Origin of the sequence: Acinetobacter sp. NIPH 542, assembly GCF_000369825.1 — a bacterium.
Lineage (GTDB): Bacteria > Pseudomonadota > Gammaproteobacteria > Pseudomonadales > Moraxellaceae > Acinetobacter > Acinetobacter oleivorans.
In genome coordinates this window covers 757,154-776,055 of the sequence record NZ_KB850206.1, presented here as the reverse complement: position 1 = coordinate 776,055, position 18,902 = coordinate 757,154, and the positions used below count along the sequence as shown (strand labels likewise).

20 protein-coding genes are annotated in these 18,902 nt (G+C 36.9%); 5 read left to right on the top strand and 15 right to left on the bottom strand.

Features of this window, described 5'->3' with window-relative positions; translation table 11 throughout:
- Window positions 1-106 precede the first annotated feature (106 nt).
- The gene (locus tag F886_RS09205) at window positions 107-790 is read right to left on the bottom strand and encodes a GntR family transcriptional regulator (protein WP_000174668.1); all 684 of its coding nucleotides are present in this window, start codon (window positions 788-790) and stop codon (window positions 107-109) included.
- 421 nt (window positions 791-1,211) lie between these two features.
- Between F886_RS09205 and F886_RS09200 the strand changes: the two genes are divergently transcribed.
- The gene (locus F886_RS09200; RefSeq protein ID WP_005304083.1) at window positions 1,212-2,117 is read left to right on the top strand and encodes a DMT family transporter; all 906 of its coding nucleotides are present in this window, start codon (window positions 1,212-1,214) and stop codon (window positions 2,115-2,117) included.
- A gap of 58 nt (window positions 2,118-2,175) precedes the next feature.
- Here F886_RS09200 and F886_RS09195 read toward each other — a convergent pair whose 3' ends face one another.
- Window positions 2,176-3,111: a dihydrodipicolinate synthase family protein gene (locus F886_RS09195; protein ID WP_004793151.1), complete on the bottom strand. Its 936-nt coding sequence runs from the start codon at window positions 3,109-3,111 to the stop codon at window positions 2,176-2,178.
- 543 nt (window positions 3,112-3,654) lie between these two features.
- Here F886_RS09195 and F886_RS09190 point away from each other — a divergent pair.
- Window positions 3,655-4,278, top strand: coding sequence for a hypothetical protein (locus F886_RS09190; protein WP_005304079.1), 624 nt, complete (start codon window positions 3,655-3,657; stop codon window positions 4,276-4,278).
- 74 nt (window positions 4,279-4,352) lie between these two features.
- On the opposite strand, the gene F886_RS09185 is transcribed toward F886_RS09190, so the two are convergent.
- The 3 genes from F886_RS09185 to F886_RS09175 all read right to left on the bottom strand — a co-directional run bounded on the left by F886_RS09185 (window position 4,353) and on the right by F886_RS09175 (window position 5,906).
- On the bottom strand, window positions 4,353-4,787 hold the full coding sequence (locus F886_RS09185; protein ID WP_013198272.1) for an I78 family peptidase inhibitor: 435 nt from the start codon (window positions 4,785-4,787) through the stop codon (window positions 4,353-4,355).
- 158 nt (window positions 4,788-4,945) lie between these two features.
- Complete coding sequence (gene soxR / locus F886_RS09180) at window positions 4,946-5,413, bottom strand: redox-sensitive transcriptional activator SoxR (protein WP_081402138.1); 468 nt, start codon at window positions 5,411-5,413, stop codon at window positions 4,946-4,948.
- 199 nt (window positions 5,414-5,612) lie between these two features.
- Window positions 5,613-5,906 (bottom strand): hypothetical protein, encoded by a 294-nt coding sequence (locus F886_RS09175; RefSeq protein ID WP_005304072.1) that lies wholly within the window; start codon window positions 5,904-5,906, stop codon window positions 5,613-5,615.
- A gap of 439 nt (window positions 5,907-6,345) precedes the next feature.
- Between F886_RS09175 and F886_RS09170 the strand changes: the two genes are divergently transcribed.
- Entirely contained in the window at window positions 6,346-7,005 is a 660-nt protein-coding gene (locus F886_RS09170) for an epoxyqueuosine reductase QueH (RefSeq protein ID WP_081402137.1), read from the top strand.
- 277 nt (window positions 7,006-7,282) lie between these two features.
- On the opposite strand, the gene F886_RS09165 is transcribed toward F886_RS09170, so the two are convergent.
- Window positions 7,283-8,761 (bottom strand): MocR-like pyridoxine biosynthesis transcription factor PdxR, encoded by a 1,479-nt coding sequence (locus tag F886_RS09165; RefSeq protein WP_005304067.1) that lies wholly within the window; start codon window positions 8,759-8,761, stop codon window positions 7,283-7,285.
- 111 nt (window positions 8,762-8,872) lie between these two features.
- Here F886_RS09165 and F886_RS09160 point away from each other — a divergent pair, with 111 nt between their 5' ends.
- Window positions 8,873-9,328, top strand: a complete 456-nt coding sequence (locus F886_RS09160; RefSeq protein ID WP_005304063.1) for a GNAT family N-acetyltransferase — start codon at window positions 8,873-8,875, stop codon at window positions 9,326-9,328.
- 38 nt (window positions 9,329-9,366) lie between these two features.
- Here F886_RS09160 and F886_RS09155 read toward each other — a convergent pair whose 3' ends face one another.
- The 4 genes from F886_RS09155 to F886_RS09140 form a co-directional block, all read right to left on the bottom strand.
- Complete coding sequence (locus F886_RS09155) at window positions 9,367-10,524, bottom strand: winged helix-turn-helix domain-containing protein (protein ID WP_005304061.1); 1,158 nt, start codon at window positions 10,522-10,524, stop codon at window positions 9,367-9,369.
- 130 nt (window positions 10,525-10,654) lie between these two features.
- Complete coding sequence (locus F886_RS09150) at window positions 10,655-11,836, bottom strand: cyanate transporter (RefSeq protein WP_005304058.1); 1,182 nt, start codon at window positions 11,834-11,836, stop codon at window positions 10,655-10,657.
- Window positions 11,836-12,318 (bottom strand): nucleoside deaminase, encoded by a 483-nt coding sequence (locus F886_RS09145; protein WP_005304055.1) that lies wholly within the window; start codon window positions 12,316-12,318, stop codon window positions 11,836-11,838. Before F886_RS09145 ends, F886_RS09150 begins: the two co-directional genes overlap by 1 nt.
- A gap of 16 nt (window positions 12,319-12,334) precedes the next feature.
- Window positions 12,335-13,003 (bottom strand): ankyrin repeat domain-containing protein, encoded by a 669-nt coding sequence (locus F886_RS09140; RefSeq protein WP_005304052.1) that lies wholly within the window; start codon window positions 13,001-13,003, stop codon window positions 12,335-12,337.
- Window positions 13,004-13,151: 148 nt separating this feature from the next.
- On the opposite strand from F886_RS09140, the gene F886_RS09135 reads away from it, so the two are divergent.
- On the top strand, window positions 13,152-14,009 hold the full coding sequence (locus F886_RS09135; RefSeq protein ID WP_005304049.1) for a LysR family transcriptional regulator: 858 nt from the start codon (window positions 13,152-13,154) through the stop codon (window positions 14,007-14,009).
- Here F886_RS09135 and F886_RS09130 read toward each other — a convergent pair.
- From F886_RS09130 to tssA, 5 genes are read right to left on the bottom strand one after another with little or no spacing between them, the layout of a single operon-like run.
- A complete protein-coding gene (locus F886_RS09130) occupies window positions 14,006-14,959 on the bottom strand; it encodes a M15 family metallopeptidase (protein ID WP_005304046.1) in 954 nt (317 codons plus the stop codon). The genes F886_RS09135 and F886_RS09130 overlap by 4 nt on opposite strands.
- Window positions 14,960-14,966: 7 nt before the next feature.
- Window positions 14,967-15,590, bottom strand: a complete 624-nt coding sequence (locus F886_RS09125) for a hypothetical protein (protein WP_005304043.1) — start codon at window positions 15,588-15,590, stop codon at window positions 14,967-14,969.
- A gap of 12 nt (window positions 15,591-15,602) precedes the next feature.
- Window positions 15,603-16,409 carry a type IVB secretion system protein IcmH/DotU gene (icmH, locus tag F886_RS09120; protein ID WP_004793176.1) on the bottom strand — a complete coding sequence of 269 codons (807 nt, stop codon included), beginning with the start codon at window positions 16,407-16,409 and terminating at the stop codon, window positions 15,603-15,605.
- A 17-nt stretch (window positions 16,410-16,426) separates the two neighbouring features.
- The gene (gene tssK, locus F886_RS09115) at window positions 16,427-17,791 is read right to left on the bottom strand and encodes a type VI secretion system baseplate subunit TssK (RefSeq protein ID WP_005304041.1); all 1,365 of its coding nucleotides are present in this window, start codon (window positions 17,789-17,791) and stop codon (window positions 16,427-16,429) included.
- Window positions 17,792-17,807: 16 nt separating this feature from the next.
- Window positions 17,808-18,902: a type VI secretion system protein TssA gene (gene tssA, locus F886_RS09110; protein WP_005304039.1), complete on the bottom strand. Its 1,095-nt coding sequence runs from the start codon at window positions 18,900-18,902 to the stop codon at window positions 17,808-17,810.

Here is an 18,902-nt window from a genome sequence, read left to right as displayed (position 1 = left end):
GACGAAATCAGCATAGTGAAAACTTGCTTCACCTAAACTAAAGACAAAAAAAAATTAGGCCATTGGCCTAATTTAAATAACACTGAAATGATTAAGAATGGAGCGCTTATTTTTTCACATTTTTATGGTGAGGTAGATGTTCATAAAGTGATTGGCAAACACCATTAATATGCTCTTCAATTAATTTAACCGCTAAATCAACATCTTTGGCTTTGCAGGCTTTCACGATTTCTTTATGTTCATCATTTGCACGTGATTTGCCTTCTGAAACATTCATCTGCAATCTTAAATAGCGCTCAATTTTATCGTAAATAGAACGAATTAATCCAAGCATGTAAGGCCGTTGTGCTGGTTCATAAAGGCATGCATGTAACTGCCAATTGAGTGTGGTCCAGCTTCCAATATCCATGTTATCGATAAAGGCATTACAAATTTCATCTGCCTTTTTATAAGTTTCCTCCGTCATATTCGGCACGGCGAGCTGAATCAGCTTCGTTTCCAACATCACTCGGACTTCAAAAATCTGTGCCAACTCTTCTTCAGAGATGCGGGTCACAATTGCGCCACGATTTTTTATAAACTCAACCAAGCCTTCAGCTTCAAGTTGCTTTAAGGCTTCACGTACCGGAATTTTGCTGACATTAAAAAGTTTGGCAATTTCATCCTGACGAATCGGTTCGCCTTCAGCAATATGCCCTGCAATAATTGCTTCTCTAATATATTTGACAATAACTTCAGATACCGAAGGCATTGCACCAAGATTTGATACATTAAAAGATGGTAGCGTCACGAATATTCTCTTAACCTCAAAATATGACACAAATAAAAGGATGATAATTTTTATTCATCCGCCATAATGAAATCATTGCTTTTCAAGCATTATTTTCGGCACGGCTTACCTTTATTTTAATGCTGCTAAAACTCATTTTCTCTATTTATTAGAGCTAATAATTTTTAACTGCATTAATAGCTAAAGTATACTTTATACCATTTAATTCACAAAACTATTATTAGACTATGCTGAAATCGTCATCATTTTATTGTATCTAACCAAGCAAATCATAATAAATAGCAGCATACTACCCTGTTCTCTTGATGGGCAACTGTCAAAAAGATTCCTATCCATTTAGCTGAGTTATTGCCTGCAAGATAAAATTTTTATCTTGTAAAAATCATGCTGCATAAAACTTTTAAAGTTTGAGTCACTTCATATGAGTACGCCAACAGAAGCAAAATTTTCCCTGAATTATTATACGGGTTTCTTATCTGTACTATTTGCTGCTTTTCTATGGGGTACAGCAGGTACAGCGGCATCTTTTGCAAAAGGCATTAGTCCACTTGTAATTGCTACCATTTCTGTGGGCTTCGGTGGATTAATTCATACATTTTTAAGCTTAAAAGCCATTAAAAAAAATTATCAAAAACTATTTAACTATAAATCCCAAGTTTTTATTGCGGTCATTGTTTCAATTCTTTGTCCATTTGCATTTTATTCATCTGTCTCTTTGGCTGGTGTTTCTATTGGCACCGTAATTTCTATTGGCTGTGCGCCTTTATTTTCAGTGCTTTTGGAATGGATTTTAGATAAACGAAAACTTTCTTTGAAATGGCTCATCAGTTTTATTCTCGGTTTTTTAGGAATTATTTTACTTTCGTATGCAGGTGATCACGCGCAGCATCAAGTCGTACAATCTGATCGTATTTTAGGGGTATTTTTTGGCTTACTCTCTAGCCTGAGCTATGCAACATATTCTTGGATAATGAGAAACCTAATTCGCCAAGATGTCGACTCAAGAGCTGCCATGGGAGTGATTTTTGGTATCTCTGCAGTGCTTTTACTACCTACATTATTCATTACGGCACAAAACCTTTTTGATTACCCAACTAACATTTGGGTTGCGATTTATATTCCGATTGTTCCTATGTTTTTAGGCTATTTATTTTTTAGCTTTGGTCTTAAACGAATTCCCGCAAGTCAGGCTATGACACTAGCTTTGGTGGAAATTCCTGTTGCAGCATTATTAGCAGTTGTTGTAGTGGGTGAAAGTTTAACAATGCATAGTTATTTAGGTTTAATTCTCATTTTCCTATGCGTTATTGTTCTGACCAAAAAGTAATTCGTAGAAATAAAAAAAAGAGGCTTAATTGTTAGCCTCTTTTTTTATGAATACTTACTTAGATTTCAGCTGACCAGTTACGGTACCATGTACGGAATAACTCATACTGAGTTTCAACATATTTACGTTGCGATTCGCTCAATGCATCAGTCTCATTAAAGTGTAAGGTATATTCTTTATCACCGTTAAGTACCATTAAGTATTTATAGTAAAGAACAAGATCCGTTCCTTCATCAAAAGAAGATAAAACTTCTAATGCACTTGATAACTCTTGTGCTAAGCGACGGGCTTTTGCATCACCTGCTGCAGCTTTCTTACTAAGGTCAACCAAAAGTAAAACTTCTTTAGGTAAAGCATTACCAATCCCTGTAATCGCACCAGTTGCATTACAGTTGACGAAGCCATGGAAAACTTGAGTGTCTACACCAGCCATTAAAGTGACTGAATCATCTTGTGAAGTAATGAATTCAGCTGCGTAACGCATATCGGCAGCGCCACCAAATTCTTTAAAACCAATTAAGTTTGGAAACTCACGGCGTAATTCAAAAAATAAATCTGCACGAGTTGCAAATCCATAATATGGGCTATTGTAAATCACCGAAGGTAAGCTTGGAGCTGCTTTTAAAATGGCAGAAAAGTGAGCTTTTTGTGCAGTTGGTGATGCCCCGCGTGATAGTACACGTGGAATAACCATAAGCCCTTGTGCACCTACCTTTTCTGCATGAGCTGCATGAGAAACTGCTTCTTTTGAATTAACTGCACCAGTACCAACAATTGTTGGAATGCCAGCAGCAACAAGTCGTGCTACACCTTCTTGGCGTTGAGCTTCTGTCAATAAAGGCCAATCCCCCATAGAACCACAATACACTACCGCACTCATGCCAGCTTCAATCAGCTCATGCCCTTTTTTCACAAGCGCGTCAAAATCTGGCTCACGGTTAGGAGTACATGGAGTCATTAGCGCCGGGATACATCCTGTGAAGATATTACTCATAATTATTCCTCAGTAATACAAATAAAACTCTGGGTAGTCGTACTTTCGAGTTAATCCATCTCAAAAGTTATGGAATGGGATTAATAGCTGCTTAATCATTCTTCATATATCGTATACGATATACAACAAAAAGAATAGTCTTTCCCTTTAAATTCTTTAACTGAATAAAAATCCATATAAATCAAATAGTAATTTCATTTATATAATTAAAGATAAGGTTCATCCCATATTTTTTTAAAAAAATTGAATCTAAAAAATTTATGAAATTTAAAAATGAGCGTTGAGAATAGAAATTAAATCTGAGTTTATAGGTGCTTAAGAAACGACCACGAAACATTAGCCATTAGTCGCACCTCCCTATTTTTATTCATTTTTGCTGGTAAAGTGCTTTACATGGTTTGATACAACCTACTTAACTCAGATGCATAATTCACCTGTTCTTGCATCTGATGTTTTTCTGCCTCTAGTCCGCTAGGGGCTTTTTTTATTATTGATTTAAATGCTGATATATTAAATTTCTAGACATAATTAAAGACAAGAAAAATGAATCGAATTTTCAAATTAAGTATTTTAAGTTTTCCGGTTTTATTGTTAAGTGGTTGTATTGGCTGTTATAACCCGACAGGCTGTAACCGTGATACTTCGCCTTATTTCTATACAAAACAAATCACTCAAGTCAAAGGCGTAACATTTCCTGTTGGAACAAAACTGGTTTATAAATCTCAAAAGTCCAAACAGAAAGATGAGCAAACTGCCCCCCTTAAAGAAGAACATATAACAGGAATAAAGTTACCAAAAGATAGCGCTATGCTTTGGGGAGGAATGCCCACCAATCATCTCCTTCAATTTGCTAACTCTGAAATGCAAGGATTTACAGCCTACCGAGCACAAGAAGCTCCCGCTGTATATTCCAATCAATTTTTAAAACTCTGGAAAGAATGTGATAGTGATTTAGATATCTCGATCAAAAATAAAAATGACTGGAGCTTTAATCCCGCAAATATGAAAATTATTGGCTGTGGAATTAACTATCAAGAAAGAGCTTCATACAACACCAACAATCCAAGCCAAGATAAAGTTGATATTTTTCTCATCAAAATTAATCAGGCTTTGCAACAACTGCCTCAACAAAAAGAGTATCCAGTCATTCATTATTCCCAAAATTAAAGTCATAAAAAAGCCTGCTGAAATGCAGGCTTTTGTACTTCAAGATTTGGTTTAGCAAACTTTAATTTAACAAATTAACCACAAGTTGCCTGAGTAATTTTCTTAGAAGCAGGATCAATAGTAACTGTAACTCGGTTTGTACGATAATCCATTGTCATTGGTTGACCTGGAGCTACTGTGCGCACAATTTCTGATTTAGTTTTTTGTTTAATTTGATCATCAGTCAGGCCAGATTGCCCCACTAATTTTTGAGCTTCTTCTGCTACACAGTTCGCTTGGTTATCACGGAATAATTTCCATTCTTCAACGACTTGCCCATTTGGTAAATGACAATACCCAACCTGACCATTTGCTTCATTTCTAATTTCTAATTTCCCACCTTGTTCAACACAATATTGACTAGCTGGGTTTGGTGAACCAATTTTTGGTGGAGTTGAATCTTTATGTTGTACAGACGAACAAGCCGTTAACGAAACAAGCGCTAAGCCAAGAAAGATAGTTTTTTTCATAATTTTTTGCTTCTTACTAAAAAAACTAAAGATATCAAAAAAATTCATGTTTCATATGACTTGTTTACAATAAAAAACTCACTTGAATGTTATAGCAAAATAAATTTAATTTATTGGAAATTAAGATATTCCCAATTAAAAGCCATTTTTGAACTATTCTATTCAGGTCTTTCTAAAATTCGCGCCCCTGATCCGTCTTGTCCTAAAATATCCTCAGGATTTCTTAATGGACATTGCTCTAACGATAAACAACCGCAGCCAATGCACCAGTCCATCTCATCTCTTAACCGAGTTAACTTTTGAATTCGATCATCCAAATTTTCTCGCCAATGACTCGATAAATCCCTCCATTGCTTAGCTGTTAATTTGCTACCAATCGGATACTGACTCAAAGCTTCTTTAATCTCATTTAAAGGAATACCTACTCTTTGAGCAACTTTAATAATCGCAATATATCTTAAAATAATTAAGGGATAGCGACGTTGATTACCATTCGTTCTTATACTTTTTATAAGGCCTTTTGCTTCATAAAAATGAAGGGTTGAAACAGGAACCCCGCTCCTTTTTGCAACTTCACCCACAGTCAAAACGCGACTAGGGTCTGCTTTTTTATTTTCACTCATCACAATTGACCTCAACTTGACTTGAGGTTTATAAGAGTACGTCTTCGTTTTGTCAAATAAATAACACGGGTTTTGTTATATGTATGTGCCGCTTTTATCAAGCTATAGTTCTTATCTGTAAAAGCAAAAGACAAAAAAATGGATCTGATGATTAATCCAGTTCTATTTATAAAATAACTTGCTATCAGTTAAATTTAAAAAATTAGTTTTGTAGAGTACAGGGACATCCACAAATCCAAAACATGTTGTAAACGAAAGGCATTGGGGCGCCTAATGGATAGACTTTAATTTGCTCGATCTTATAAGTTTTTTTACGTGATTCAATATGAAGTATATTATCGTGACGTGCAATCACAATTCCCTTTTTATAGAATTTTTTCCTTTCATTCTTTGCATCAAATTTATATACCAAAAAGTAAACTTTTTCTCCTACGCTAATCTTTGAATGATTAACCATAATGTAACCATTACAATACTTACATTGCCAATCTTTCATATCTCAAATTATCACACGCTTAAATTAAAAAAACACACTGAATTTTATAGTATAAATTTATTAAAGATATAAATCTAAAGAAATACTTTAATTGAAAAAATAAGGTTTATTTGTGACACATATCACAATAAAAACTTAAAATTATATTCAGATACATCAATCACTTATCAAAAAATATTTAAGGTTTATTATTTTAAAATATATAAAACCCAGCCATAATTTATTTAATCATATAGTATATTTAACAATAACTTTAAGGTTAATTATAAAGATGACTTCAATATTTGACACAATATTTATTTCATTATATTTAACTTAATATTAAACATATTAATAGATAACATTAAATTAATTTCACAGTAAAATTGAAAATAATTCATTTCACATTATATGAAAAATAAATATATAATGAATTGCATTACAATTTAATTTTTTTATTATGTCAACTCAACGTTTAAAATTAGAACTCCCATCTGGACATGATCAATTATTACTTCACTCTTGTTGCGCTCCTTGTTCAGGAGAAGTTATGGAAACATTGATTGAGTCAGACATTAAATTTTCAATTTTTTTTTATAATCCTAATATTCATCCAGTAAAAGAATATCTCATCCGTAAGGAAGAAAATATTCGTTTTGCCGAAAAGCATAATATTCCGTTTATTGATGCAGACTATGACACTGACAATTGGTTTGCTCGAGCAAAAGGTATGGAAGATGAACCCGAACGTGGTATTCGTTGCACCATGTGTTTCGATATGCGATTTGAACGAACTGCCCTTTACGCACATGAACACGGCTTTAGTCTCATCAGTAGTTCACTAGGAATTTCTCGCTGGAAAAATATGGCGCAAATCAATGACTGCGGAATTCGTGCTGCTGCGCACTATCCTGAAATTCAGTACTGGGATTACAACTGGCGTAAAAATGGTGGCTCAAGCCGTATGATTGAAATCAGTAAACGAGAAGAGTTTTATCAACAAGAATATTGTGGCTGTGTATATTCTTTAAGAGATACTAACCGCTGGCGTATGGGTAATGGGCGTGATCGTATTAAACTGGGTGTTAAGTTTTATAGTAATGCCATGGAAGAAGATTAATTTTTATTTCTCGTTAAGAGTTAATTAAGTTATTCGGAACTATATTTATTTTTGATAAAAAAACGGCCACATCTGGAGAATGTGGCCAAAAGGTGTACTAAATAAGCTTTGATGTAGTTAGATTAATTGTGCTAGCTTAAAATAATATTAATTAAAATTAATTTTTAAAAATTTTAATAACATCTCTAGTTTCATATAACCAATTGATCATCATAGAAATTCGTATTTAAGCATTTAAATAATGATTAAATTTATCTAAATAACGAAACTTAGGCTATTATTTTTCTTGTAAATATTGTGCAATTTTTTTAATGTTTTCAATAATTTCATTAGGTGTGTGGGCTGCATAGCCAAAAAGTACCGCGGCCTTTTTGTTTGGCAACTGGCAATATCTTGATAATGGCTGGACAGCCAAGTTTAGAGCTGAGCACTGATCAATAAATTCTTGCTCTGTCCACTCACCTTTTAACCAGCACACTGCATGGATACCTGAATCTGTAGGTTGAACACTGAGCACATCTGAAAGATGCTCATCAATAGCTTTAATCAATGTTTGTTGGCGCTCATAGCAAGCTTTTCGAACTTTACGTACGTGCCGAGCATAGTGGCCTTTTTGTATAAATTGAGACAAAGCCACTTGCTCTAAATAAGAACTTCGAACATCGGTATAGTATTTAGCTGCACTAAATGTTTCGATTAATGCTTCAGGTACAACCATGAATCCTAACCGAAACTCTGGAAACATCATTTTGCTAAAAGTACCAGAGTAAATAACTCTTTGCTGCTGATCTAAACCTTGTAGAGCTTGAATGGGATGTGTGCCATAGCGAAACTCACTATTATAATCATCTTCAAAAATCCATTTTTCTTGTTGAGATGCCCAATCGAGTAAAGCAAAACGGCGAGTAAGACTTAAAGTTCCACCTACAGGAAACTGATGTGAAGGCGCTGTGTAGACCAGTTTGCTTTTTGAATAACGATGAATAATGTCCGAAATTTGCATTCCCTCTTCATCACTTGCAATTAAATTTACCTGTGCACCAAAACTTCGGAAAATATTAAAAGCTGCGTCATACCCTGGTTCGTCTAAGCACACCTCATCATTTGCTTGCAGTAAAGCATACGCCGTTAAATGTATAGCTTGCTGCGTTCCATTGACAATAATAATTTGCTCTTCGTTGCAGTTCAGCCCTCGGGTGGAGCGGACATATTCACAAATTGCCTGACGTAGAGGTAGATAACCACGCGGGTCGTGAAATTGACCAAGCTGATAATACGATTGCCGCCAAGCTTGATTTAATAACTTTCCCCAAAGTTGATGAGGAAATAAATCAACACAACCTACACCCACATGGAACATTTTTTTCTTTTGACTTAACCACGACTGCTCTCGCCATGATGTTAATAAAGCTTCAATATTCGGATTAATATTTAACGATTGATGATTATTTTTAGACGTTTTTTTTGAATTTTCTTGAACATGTATTAACTGATCTAGCACAACCTCAGCAACATAGGTACCAGAACTTGGTTTGGTAAATAAATATCCCTCATCAAGTAATCGTTCAAGAGCTGCCAATACAGAGTTTCTTGAAATTGACATCATCTCTGCTAGGGTACGACTTGAGGGTAATTTTGTTCCGGCAGATAGCCTTCCATCTAAAATAGCATCACGCAAAGCCGAATATAGCCCATCTTTAATCTGACCTTTTGGCAAAATCAAATGTGGGAAAGATGCCGAAATCGAAGCTGCCATAACAAACTGGTACTGTAAAAAATATCAAAAGTGTACCTTATAAAAATACCACTATCAAAACTACACTTTAGTTTTCCATTCTCCATTACTTTAAAATAGAGTGTAATTATTATGCAAAATCAAGATATTCAAATCATCCCAGTTCAACAGCAGGACTATTCACAATGGGAAAAATATTGGCTTGCTTATCAAAATTTTTATCAGGTAAATTTACCTCTTCATGTCACAAAAGTGACTTGGGAACGCTTTTTCGATGAAAATGAACCCGTTTATTGTGCTGTTGCCAAACAAGGTGAGCAAGTTTTGGGAATTGTGCATTATGTTATTCATCGTTCAACATGGGCAGAAGATAATTATTGTTATTTAGAAGACCTCTATGTTTCACCCGAAGTTCGTGGACAACACATTGGTAAGCAACTTATTGAATATGTGCAGAAGCAAGCAATTGAACACAACTGTGACCGTTTATATTGGCATACTCAAGAAACCAATCTAACAGCACAAAAGCTTTATGACTGGATTGCACAAAAACCAGGGATTATTGAATATCGTATGCCCTTGAACTAAAAAAGTGAAAACACCAAAAGTTGGAGTGCTTTTGGTGTTTAAATTTTAGTACGAATAAGCTTAATCACTTTGTCATTAACAGTTAAACATTGGTTAAATACTGCGAAACGTTTGAGCTCTTGATCTAGTTCAAAAAAGAAATGCTCTTTATCTTTGATTGTTTTTTCTAGATGCAGGCTAATCACTTCTAATTCTTTAATAGACCGATGTGCTTTACAATCTAGTCGACCTACTAACTCATCTTGATAAAGAATAGGTAAGCAAAAATAACCATATACCCGTTTGGCTGCTGGCACATAGCATTCGATTCGATAATCAAACTCAAATAAAGAAGTTAAGCGGTCACGATGAATAAGTGAGTTATCAAAAGGCGAAAGTATTTTTAAACCAAAATCAGTAGTAAGCTTTTGTTCTATTGCAGCTACATCCACATATAGAGTTTGACCGTCAGCAAGTTTAACTGCTGATACAACACCAGCATCAACCTGCTCTTTTAGCACAACACGCATAGCCTCTTTTAAATCATTTTTCTTTAAATGAACTAATTGCTTCCATGTAAATGCCCCATGTGCTCGAAGCGTATTATTAAATAAATACTGCGCATATTCATAAAGCGTGGGCATTCTTAAATCAATATTTTCAGGTAGGCAGCGTTCGGTCAAATCATAGACTTTTTCCATTCCATTACGCTCACAGATCATCAAGTCACCCTGCATATATAACTGCTCAAAAGTACGGCGACCTGGACCTGTATTCCACCAATTTCCCAAACTTTTCTTATTATTCTTATCAATGTCTCGCAGTCGAATTTTACCTTCAGCACCAACACGCGCCAATATTTCATTCATAAGGTGCTGATCACCTCTATTGAAATAACGACTTTCCCCTTTCCTAACAGACATCATGGCAGGCAGCGCATAGCGATAATCTTTTATAGGAAGATAAGACGCAGCATGATACCAATATTCAAAAATCTGGCGCTCACGAACCAAACTATTTAAATGATTTAAATCATAGTCTGGCACTCGGCTCCACAATATATGGTGATGAGCTCGCTCTACAACCGATATGGTATCAATCTGTACATATCCTAAATGCTCAATAGCCTGTAAAGTGCCATCCACACCTTTTGTAAATCGACTGGTTTTTCCTAAGCCCTGATTAAATAAAGTGAGCTGTTTTAAAGAAGAAGTCATAGAAATCAAATATTGTTATATTCATTTAGAAGCGGAAAAATTTCAGTTCTATCCTATCACTATTTCCTAATTTGCTTGTGCTTTAGCATCAGTAATTCTTTATAAAAAGAATCTCGGCCAACTCAACATTTTACAGACTCATTTTTAAATAACTTTTGGGAGCCAATCTAATCACTAAAATAACAACCAATATCACACTGGCTAAGTGAAAAAGCCATCCTGCTTTGTAAGCCCCAGTAAAATCATGCAAAATTGCAATAATCCACGGCGGGATTGCTGCCAGTAAAAAACCACCGCCTTGCATCAGTGCAGATAACGCACCTGCATGAATGGGTTCATCAAAATGATCTAATGCAACTATAAGCATTAATGCAAAACATCCTCCTAAGCCAACGCCTAAACAAATTGCCCAAAGCATAGCGGCAAACTCAGGTATAAAAGCTATTCCTGAAAAACCAACCATTTGCATTGCTAACGTAAACCATAGCCATGGACGTCGGTCTTTATATTTCCTAGCTAAAACAGGCAAAATGAGTGCTGAAGCTGCTTGGCTTAAGGCCAGAAGAGCAAGTAATTTCCCACTTTGTGCTGCGCTCCAACCCTGATCTTGAAAAGAAGGTGCTAACCAAGCCACGACTGATGAATAGCCACCATTTACAAGCCCAAAGCAAGCCATTAATAACCAAGTTCGAGGTTGGTTTAATAATTTTCTTACAGGCGCACGATGAATAGATGAGCTAGCTTTTGTAGGTAAAAAAGCCAGCGCCAATATAAATGCAAACAAAGCTGGGACTGCAAAAAAAGCCAGTCCAACAAACCATAAACCCGTTATATTTGAAACTACAGGCGCTAACCATGCTCCTAAGGCACCACCGCCCATAAGCATGGCTGAGTAAAGCCCCATCATCGGACCAATATGTTGGCTAAATTCTCTTTTGATCATGCCGGGAAATGCCGCTTGTATCATCGCGACTCCGAATCCAATCACTATGGCACTAAGAATTAATCCTTCGGCAGTAGGAAATAAAAATCGGAAAGTACACCCCGCACAAATGGTCAGCAATGCACCAAGAATAGCCCTTCTTTCACCGACAAAGTTTTGCAATATTGGCCCAACAAATGCAACGATTCCCATAAGCATCATCGGTAACAAAGTGAGCAGTGCCACCCCTTCTAAGCTTAAGCCAGTGGCTGTACGAATATTGGCAATCAATGGTCCAATACTTGTGATAAATGGTCTTAAATTAAGGCCCACCAAAGCTACCGTTACAACAAGCATGGGACGAGTCAAAAAGACGCCAGACTGCTTCATTATTCTGAGCCTGAATGATTGGTTTGATAATTCTTCCAATGCGCATAAAGATCAGTGCGGTTTTCAACTCTGATCGGTATATATTGAATTTTCATTGATTGCTCAGCAAACGGCTTGGCAAGCTCAATATATATTTCGGCTGTAGACAGACCAAATGGTGTTCCGTCTTCATTAGAATAAGCATAGCTAACTGACTTTATACCGGCTAAACGCATTGCTGCCATACACATTGGACATGGATGACCACTTGCATACACAGAGCAGCCTTCTAGGTTGGCAGATCCTAAAATTTGACTGGCTGCACGAATCGCCAATAATTCAGCATGTGCAGTTGGGTCATTCGTTGTCAGAATCTGATTTACGCCTGAAGCAATAACTTCTCCATTCTTTACAATCACAGCGCCAAATGGCCTGCCACCTTTTTCAATATTGTTATAGGCAAGCTCAATCGCATTACGTAAAAACTGTTCACCTTTTTCCATCACATACTCTCACTTTCTATTTTGCACCAGCTGCAAGAAGTCTTCTTTCAATTTCGCGGTATTCTCTTGAACGCGCATGTTGTAAGGGAGTTATCCCGTCTTTATCTGCCAAGTTCGGATCAGCACCTGCTTTCAATAAAAGCTCTACAATGTGTTGATATTTAGGTTCTCCATTTCCCAAAATGATGGCCTCAAGTAATGCCGTCCACCCCAAATTATTGACATGATTAACATCTACACCAGCGGCAATTAATGTACGAACTGTTTCGACATGGCCTCGTTCCGCTGCTGGAATGAGCGCAGTCCCACCGTAACGGTTAATACTTTTTAAATCCGCACCATGCATGAGTGTCATTCTTAGAATTTTTAAATATCCCTGTGCACCAGCATATAAGTATGGACTGTCTTGAATATTGTCTTTTGCATTTACATCAGCGCCAGCCTCTATCAGCATATGAGCAGCATGTACATTATTTGCTCTTGTTGCGACCATCAAAGCAGTTGAACCTGTTTCATCTCGCTCATCAATTAAGGTCTTTTGAGATAAAATCTGTTTGATAGATTGAGTGTCATTATTTATCACTGCCTGATGTAAAGGATAATCACCCATTGCATTCGTCATATTTGTAAAGCCCAAAGCCCCCAGTGTGACAATCAGATTCATCCATAACAGTGACTTACGCATGGTGGCCTCCCAATAAAAACTTATGGCAAAACATTTTGCAATTAGAATAAGCTTCACCAAAAGTATTTGGAAATTAAATTATTTAATCGATAGTATTAAGATTATGAATACTTATTTCATTAGCTTTTAAGCGTGGTAGTACCTAATAATGTTTGATCCTCGCCTTTTACGTGCTTTCGTCACTATTTTTGAAACTGGCAGTTTTACTGCAGCTGCCGATCGATTACACCTGACTCAATCAACAATTAGTCAGCAGTTAGCTCGTCTTGAGGAATCAGTGGGACATGCGCTTATAGATCGGACAGCACGACCTTTTAAATTGACGGTGTCTGGAGAATATCTGATTGGTTATGCACAAAGGATTTTGACCCTTCAACAAGAAGCTGAAGCACTACTTAAAGATCCGGCAGGAAGTATTCCTATTCGTATTGGTTTACCAGAAGATATGATGAGTCCAGCAATGGCTGAAGTTTTTGGTATATTTGCTAAAGAGCATCGTTCCATTCGTTTAGACGTAACCTCTGGCTTGAGTCGCAACTTAACAGAACGTTATCGGAATGGTGAATTCGATATTATTATTGTCAAAGAACCTGCTGCCAGTGCTGATCACCACGCTACATTCCCAGAAGAAATGGCATGGTTTGAAAGCGAGAATTCAACAACTACATGGTCTGATCCCATGAGTTTAGTGACCTTTCCTCAAGGCGGACTTTATCGGGACGAAATGTTCGCAACCTTAGAGCGCGAACGGCGACGTTGGTATATTGCCTTTACGGGTAGTAGCCTAGAAAGCGTGTTAGTTAGTGTGGAAACTGGCTTAGGATTATCTTTATTGCCTGTGGCAACAACCCGCGGACGTCGAGTACGTCGATATGATTCATTAGGGACTGTCCCCCCTATGGTTGTTTCAATTTATACATGGGAAAAAGCTGGGATCATTTCCCAGCTTGTAGATAAAATGACGACTGTTTTACAAGAACGTTTTCAATCGTCAATAAGTGTTTAACTTACTTCATTCAAACTTTCAGCGATCAGTTTTTCAGCCATTTCCTGTGTTTTTCTTAAGCCCGGCATACGGAACTCGGTATGGCCATAATCTTGAATAGATTTCCAACGTCCGCCCCAGGTAAGCCCAACCGATTCAGCAACTTGCCCATATAAACGATAGCCTTGCATAGCCCAAGGGTCTCTTTCAGAAATAACCACTTTTCCATTTCGTTTAAAGGCGACATCTGCTGCCAAACCAAATTGATGATAACTCTGATACCCTTTTGCTTTTGTCGTGTTCGGATTACCTGCCAACATATTCTGACGTACAGGACTACGATATCCCTCTAATAGAACCAACTCATAACCATATTGTTCTTTCATGATTTTAAAAACCATGAGTAAACGCTGCTTATAACGGGGGTTCATTTTACTCCATTTACGATCTACTAAACTGGTATCTAAAATAGCTCGCCCATCAAAACTTGTATTATCAATAGGTGAAGAATTAATGGTTCCACTATTTTGAGCAGAATATTGTTGCTCTAATTGTGTAGCCTCTACAATTGCGGCTTCAATTAGGCTTTCATCCACTTCTGGTGGTGGTGATAGTATTTCACCGTTCAAAAGCGCGTAGATTTGAGGATCTGTTTTTTTGAGATATTCAGCTTCAATTCGAGTTGAGCTAATAGGTCGAGTAAAAGCAAAAACTAATATACTGGCAAACAAGAAAAATCCTGCAATAACAATCCACCACTGCTGTAAATGCCAATGGGATTGCAGCTTTTCAGGCGCAGCCGCCTGATTCATTGTTTGAGCAAATTGTCTAACCTGATTAAGCTGTTTACGGCCTTGCGGCAGTAATGACAAAACAAAATCTTTGCTTCTCGTCCTTAGCTCATAAGACATTAAAAACGCTAAACCAATTGCTAAGCATGTAAAGCAAAAGAAAATGAGAAAAATCATCATTTGTTCATTAATTCACAGCAAAAGGACTTCGTGTAATTTTAATATCTACCGATGCTTTAGGTGGTTCAACCTCAGCTTCGGGTTCGGCTGGAGCTTTATTCTCAACAACAGGTTTAGCCTGTGCCACTTGTTGCTGCGGTGTTTTAGTCACTGGCTTTTGCTGAGCCGGCTGTACCTTCGGTTGAGCCGTTTTAGCTGCACCCGTCTGTAGTTGAGGCACAACCTGAACTTTCTTTTCACCCGTGAGCTGTTCGTCAAATGGAGAAACTCGCTGTTGATTGACAGTAGCAGGCTTATGCTGAGCAGGTTTAAAGATATTACTTAATTCATTATCTTTAGGTTGTTCAAAACCATCACGGCTCATTGAATCTGTTTCGTTGTCTTGACTGACAGCAACTTGATTTTGTTCATCAGAAGAATGAGCAGTTTCTTGATTTAAAATCTGTTCTTCTGTTGATTTACTCTCAATTGCTGTTGATTCTGACGAATGCGGTTGAGACAAGAACAGGAATAGCGAGATGCTGACAAACACCCCGGCAATAACGCCAATGACAATGTAAAGTATTGGTGATTTCGGCTTTTTTTTATTCGATTGTAGAACTCGAATAGAAGTTGGTTTTTCCTGAGCCATTTCGTACCATCATCAAGGTAAATAAATTGTAATATGTGCTTGCTCTTGAGGAGCAGAAATCACATTTTGATAATTAGATAATGCTTTATCATTTTGATTATTCAGCATAAATCTTAGCCCTGCAAAGGTAAGCAATGCAAAAATCAATAAAAAGATCAAAATCCAAAAGAAAGGCACTTCGCGATGAATAATATTTCGTATCTGATCGGGAATGGCCGAGAACGGCGAAAAGGCAACCTTTTTTCCTTTCAAATAGTCAATTTCGTCACCGACTCTTGATACTAAATGGTTGAGACTTTCCGTAGATTCGATTCGGTACTTACCCTGAAAACCTAATAAAAGGCAGTAATGAAATACTTCTAAAGCAGCTAGACGCTCTTTTCCACGGCTACGTAATTGCTCCAATATTTCAAAGAAGCGATAACCGGCTAACTGAGAACCAAACAAGCTCAATTGTAACGGGCTAATTAACCAAGCATTTTGCAAATTAAAATAACTTGGGTCTTGTTGCGTTACGATCGTTTCATCAATCAAAGCACAAAATGCATATTTAGCATCATGAATATCATCGGCTGAAAATTGTAACTTTTTGGCTTGTTGCTCAAATTGATTAAGTAAATTTAAGATTTTTTCACGAAACTGCTGAGCATCTGCTGGCACATACTGATTTCGAATTAAAAAAACCAAATAAAAGCCATCATGCAATAAATCAATAAGATTGATTGCCTGTAGTTTTGCTTGAGACTGGCTATTATTGTTACCGCCCGTTCCAATTTGCCCATCATCAAATAAAGAAGGAGCACCTGTGGATTGTGACATTTTTCTCTCCTTTATCCTTAAGCGTTCATGACCGCAATCAGTTCAATACTGATATCTTGGAAACCAGCCGGAACATAAATACAAATCGTTTCTGAATCTAACATGCGCTGATAAAGCTCATGATGTGGTTCAATCTCGAAATAACTCACACCAGAACGTACTGGTATTGCAGTTGGAACTTGAATTAAGTGATGCAATGGAATCGCAGGCAATGCAGCAACTACACGTTGTTCTACATCTAAAGTGCTACCGATCTTGAATCGTAAAGGCACAATCTGGATTAACTCATGTGTCTGCATTGCGCTACTTGATACAGCAATATAAAGTCGAGTATCTCGAGTAATCTTATCGGTCTCAAGACTTCCCACCCAATATGAAGGTCGGATCTCTTTAAGCGCAATACTGATGTATCGACTCGAAATAATCGTATCGAGCAAATCACGTAGAATCGTGTCTAACTGCGAAAAACTTTCTTGTAAGTTATGGTGTTTATAGGCAGGCAACTGATCGACATCATATGCCGTCGAGAATGTTAATAATGAACCTGCTAAACGCAATAATTCGAAGAACAAACGCTCTGGATGAATTTGAGGATATTGCACAAAATGATTTAGACCAGCATGAGCTGTATTTAAGGCATTTACCAACCAGAACGAAACGATATCACCTGAACGGAATTCAATTAATTTCTGTTCATTTTCTCGGTTATTGGTTTGAATCGTCTTAATTTTTGCTTTAATAACGTTCAGTGTTCTTTTTAAATTTGAAATAAGTGTTTCAGATGCATCCACATGCAAAATTGGTGGAATAAACTTTCGATCAATTTCAAAAGCACCCGAACTTTGACGTTTAATCTTTCCAATAGGTAGATATAAGAAACCATCTAGATTGTGGTCTGGATTACTATGTACATCTAATAATTTAAAAACAGCACGGCGGCGTAGCAAACTGATATCTGCTTCAGTAGCATTCGTAAATAGATCATGCGTTTCGACAAGATGTGATTGATATCTGCCCTTTTGTGCTTGGTTTTGATCAATTAGATTTTGCTTATTTGCTTGTAAGAGTGGCAATGCTAAATAAATTAGCATCTCACCACGTAAATTAAGATCATCCAATAAAATTGGCTCAGGCAATAAATCATATGCAGGTGCCTGATAAATTTCACCGTCTTGCCAGATCATCTCTACAGACTCAAGAGCAAGAATATGGGTGCTCAATTGGGCCTCATCGAAACTTAATTTCTGAATACCATATGAAAAAGGTACGACCGCACGAACCGTATGATTCAAGCGTTGTTCATGATAGGTATCTTGAATTTGGAAATGTTGAGGTCTTAAAAATAAACCTTCGCCCCAAAGGACTTTTTCAGCTTTAAACATATGTCTTTACCAATCTTTATTCGTATTCATTTTTAGGCTGCACACCTAACATTTCCTGAACCATTTGTAATGGATGCTCATCTTTAATGACTTGCGCTAGCCATTCATGTAACGGCATTTGACTCCATTTAATGGTTTTTTGAAGCATATAACTCACAGGACTATGAGGCTCGTTTGCCTGAAAGTAATCCGCGATTTCTTGCAGCACTTTCATTGCTTGCTCACGGTTCGCCAAGTGTGTTTGAGCTTGAGGCTGAAAAGCAGGCTGATCAGAAACAACTTGTACAGGCACTTGATTTTCCATAGATGAACTCGTGATGACAGTCGCTTGCTCTTGGACTGGCGTAAGCCCAGTACCAAAAGCTTCTGCTTTATAAATCTTGCGTAATGTGCTGTGAATAGTTTCAAATGCTGAATCAATTGCACCAAAACTTGGTGAGTCGAGTCCCATTAAATGGTCAAGGGTTTGCTTTAAAACATCCCACTCGGTTAAGACTGAGCTAAAATCTTGATAATTAGAATATTGAAAAGTTTTAGACGTATTAAAAATAGCTTGATCGAACTGCTCTAACTCTGATGGTCCCGACTGACTATCGTACTCTTCAGTTTGCTTACGACGAATGTTCTCGTGATATAGAAAATTATCATAATCAAGCAAATTGTAATAAGGCACTGTATTGGTTAAAGAGACTTTCTTCAACAAGCCAGGCAACTGATTAATTAAACCCTGTAATAAACCAATGCGTTGATCTAAGTCATCATCTTCAATAACAGGATGAATTTCTTGCCAGTATTGATTAAGCATGGTATGGCTTAAAGTTAAGCCTTTCGCCATACCTTCAAAACCGTAAAGATGACTCCAAGCCTCTATGAGCCAAGTTAATAGACGAATATCTTTAGTATTCTCTTTTAGCAAAACACTCGTTTTATTTGATACAAAATCCCAGTCGGCTTGTTTTCGCTCAGCAACCCAATCGCCTTGATCTAGCAATAGATCATCTTGTGTTTTCGCCTTTTTGATTTCATGAAATTCATTAGAAAATGAAAAGTCATCACCACAAGGTAAGCTATCGCTAATGGGTTCAAGGAGTTCAGAAATATCAATATTCAT

What these genes read in the sequence shown, in the direction of transcription:
- F886_RS09145 (WP_005304055.1), bottom strand. Translation starts at nt 12,318, where the DNA reads ATGGAAAAAGGTGAACAGTTTTTACGTAATGCGATTGAGCTTGCCTAT.
- F886_RS09185 (WP_013198272.1), bottom strand. Translation starts at nt 4,787, where the DNA reads ATGAAAAAAACTATCTTTCTTGGCTTAGCGCTTGTTTCGTTAACGGCT.
- tssA (WP_005304039.1), bottom strand. Translation starts at nt 18,902, where the DNA reads ATGAATATTGATATTTCTGAACTCCTTGAACCCATTAGCGATAGCTTA.
- F886_RS09175 (WP_005304072.1), bottom strand. Translation starts at nt 5,906, where the DNA reads ATGAAAGATTGGCAATGTAAGTATTGTAATGGTTACATTATGGTTAAT.
- F886_RS09150 (WP_005304058.1), bottom strand. Translation starts at nt 11,836, where the DNA reads ATGAAGCAGTCTGGCGTCTTTTTGACTCGTCCCATGCTTGTTGTAACG.
- F886_RS09160 (WP_005304063.1), top strand. Translation starts at nt 8,873, where the DNA reads ATGCAAAATCAAGATATTCAAATCATCCCAGTTCAACAGCAGGACTAT.
- icmH (WP_004793176.1), bottom strand. Translation starts at nt 16,409, where the DNA reads ATGTCACAATCCACAGGTGCTCCTTCTTTATTTGATGATGGGCAAATT.
- tssK (WP_005304041.1), bottom strand. Translation starts at nt 17,791, where the DNA reads ATGTTTAAAGCTGAAAAAGTCCTTTGGGGCGAAGGTTTATTTTTAAGA.
- F886_RS09190 (WP_005304079.1), top strand. Translation starts at nt 3,655, where the DNA reads ATGAATCGAATTTTCAAATTAAGTATTTTAAGTTTTCCGGTTTTATTG.
- F886_RS09170 (WP_081402137.1), top strand. Translation starts at nt 6,346, where the DNA reads ATGTCAACTCAACGTTTAAAATTAGAACTCCCATCTGGACATGATCAA.
- F886_RS09200 (WP_005304083.1), top strand. Translation starts at nt 1,212, where the DNA reads ATGAGTACGCCAACAGAAGCAAAATTTTCCCTGAATTATTATACGGGT.
- F886_RS09165 (WP_005304067.1), bottom strand. Translation starts at nt 8,761, where the DNA reads ATGGCAGCTTCGATTTCGGCATCTTTCCCACATTTGATTTTGCCAAAA.
- F886_RS09135 (WP_005304049.1), top strand. Translation starts at nt 13,152, where the DNA reads ATGTTTGATCCTCGCCTTTTACGTGCTTTCGTCACTATTTTTGAAACT.
- F886_RS09125 (WP_005304043.1), bottom strand. Translation starts at nt 15,590, where the DNA reads ATGGCTCAGGAAAAACCAACTTCTATTCGAGTTCTACAATCGAATAAA.
- F886_RS09130 (WP_005304046.1), bottom strand. Translation starts at nt 14,959, where the DNA reads ATGATGATTTTTCTCATTTTCTTTTGCTTTACATGCTTAGCAATTGGT.
- F886_RS09155 (WP_005304061.1), bottom strand. Translation starts at nt 10,524, where the DNA reads ATGACTTCTTCTTTAAAACAGCTCACTTTATTTAATCAGGGCTTAGGA.
- F886_RS09140 (WP_005304052.1), bottom strand. Translation starts at nt 13,003, where the DNA reads ATGCGTAAGTCACTGTTATGGATGAATCTGATTGTCACACTGGGGGCT.
- F886_RS09195 (WP_004793151.1), bottom strand. Translation starts at nt 3,111, where the DNA reads ATGAGTAATATCTTCACAGGATGTATCCCGGCGCTAATGACTCCATGT.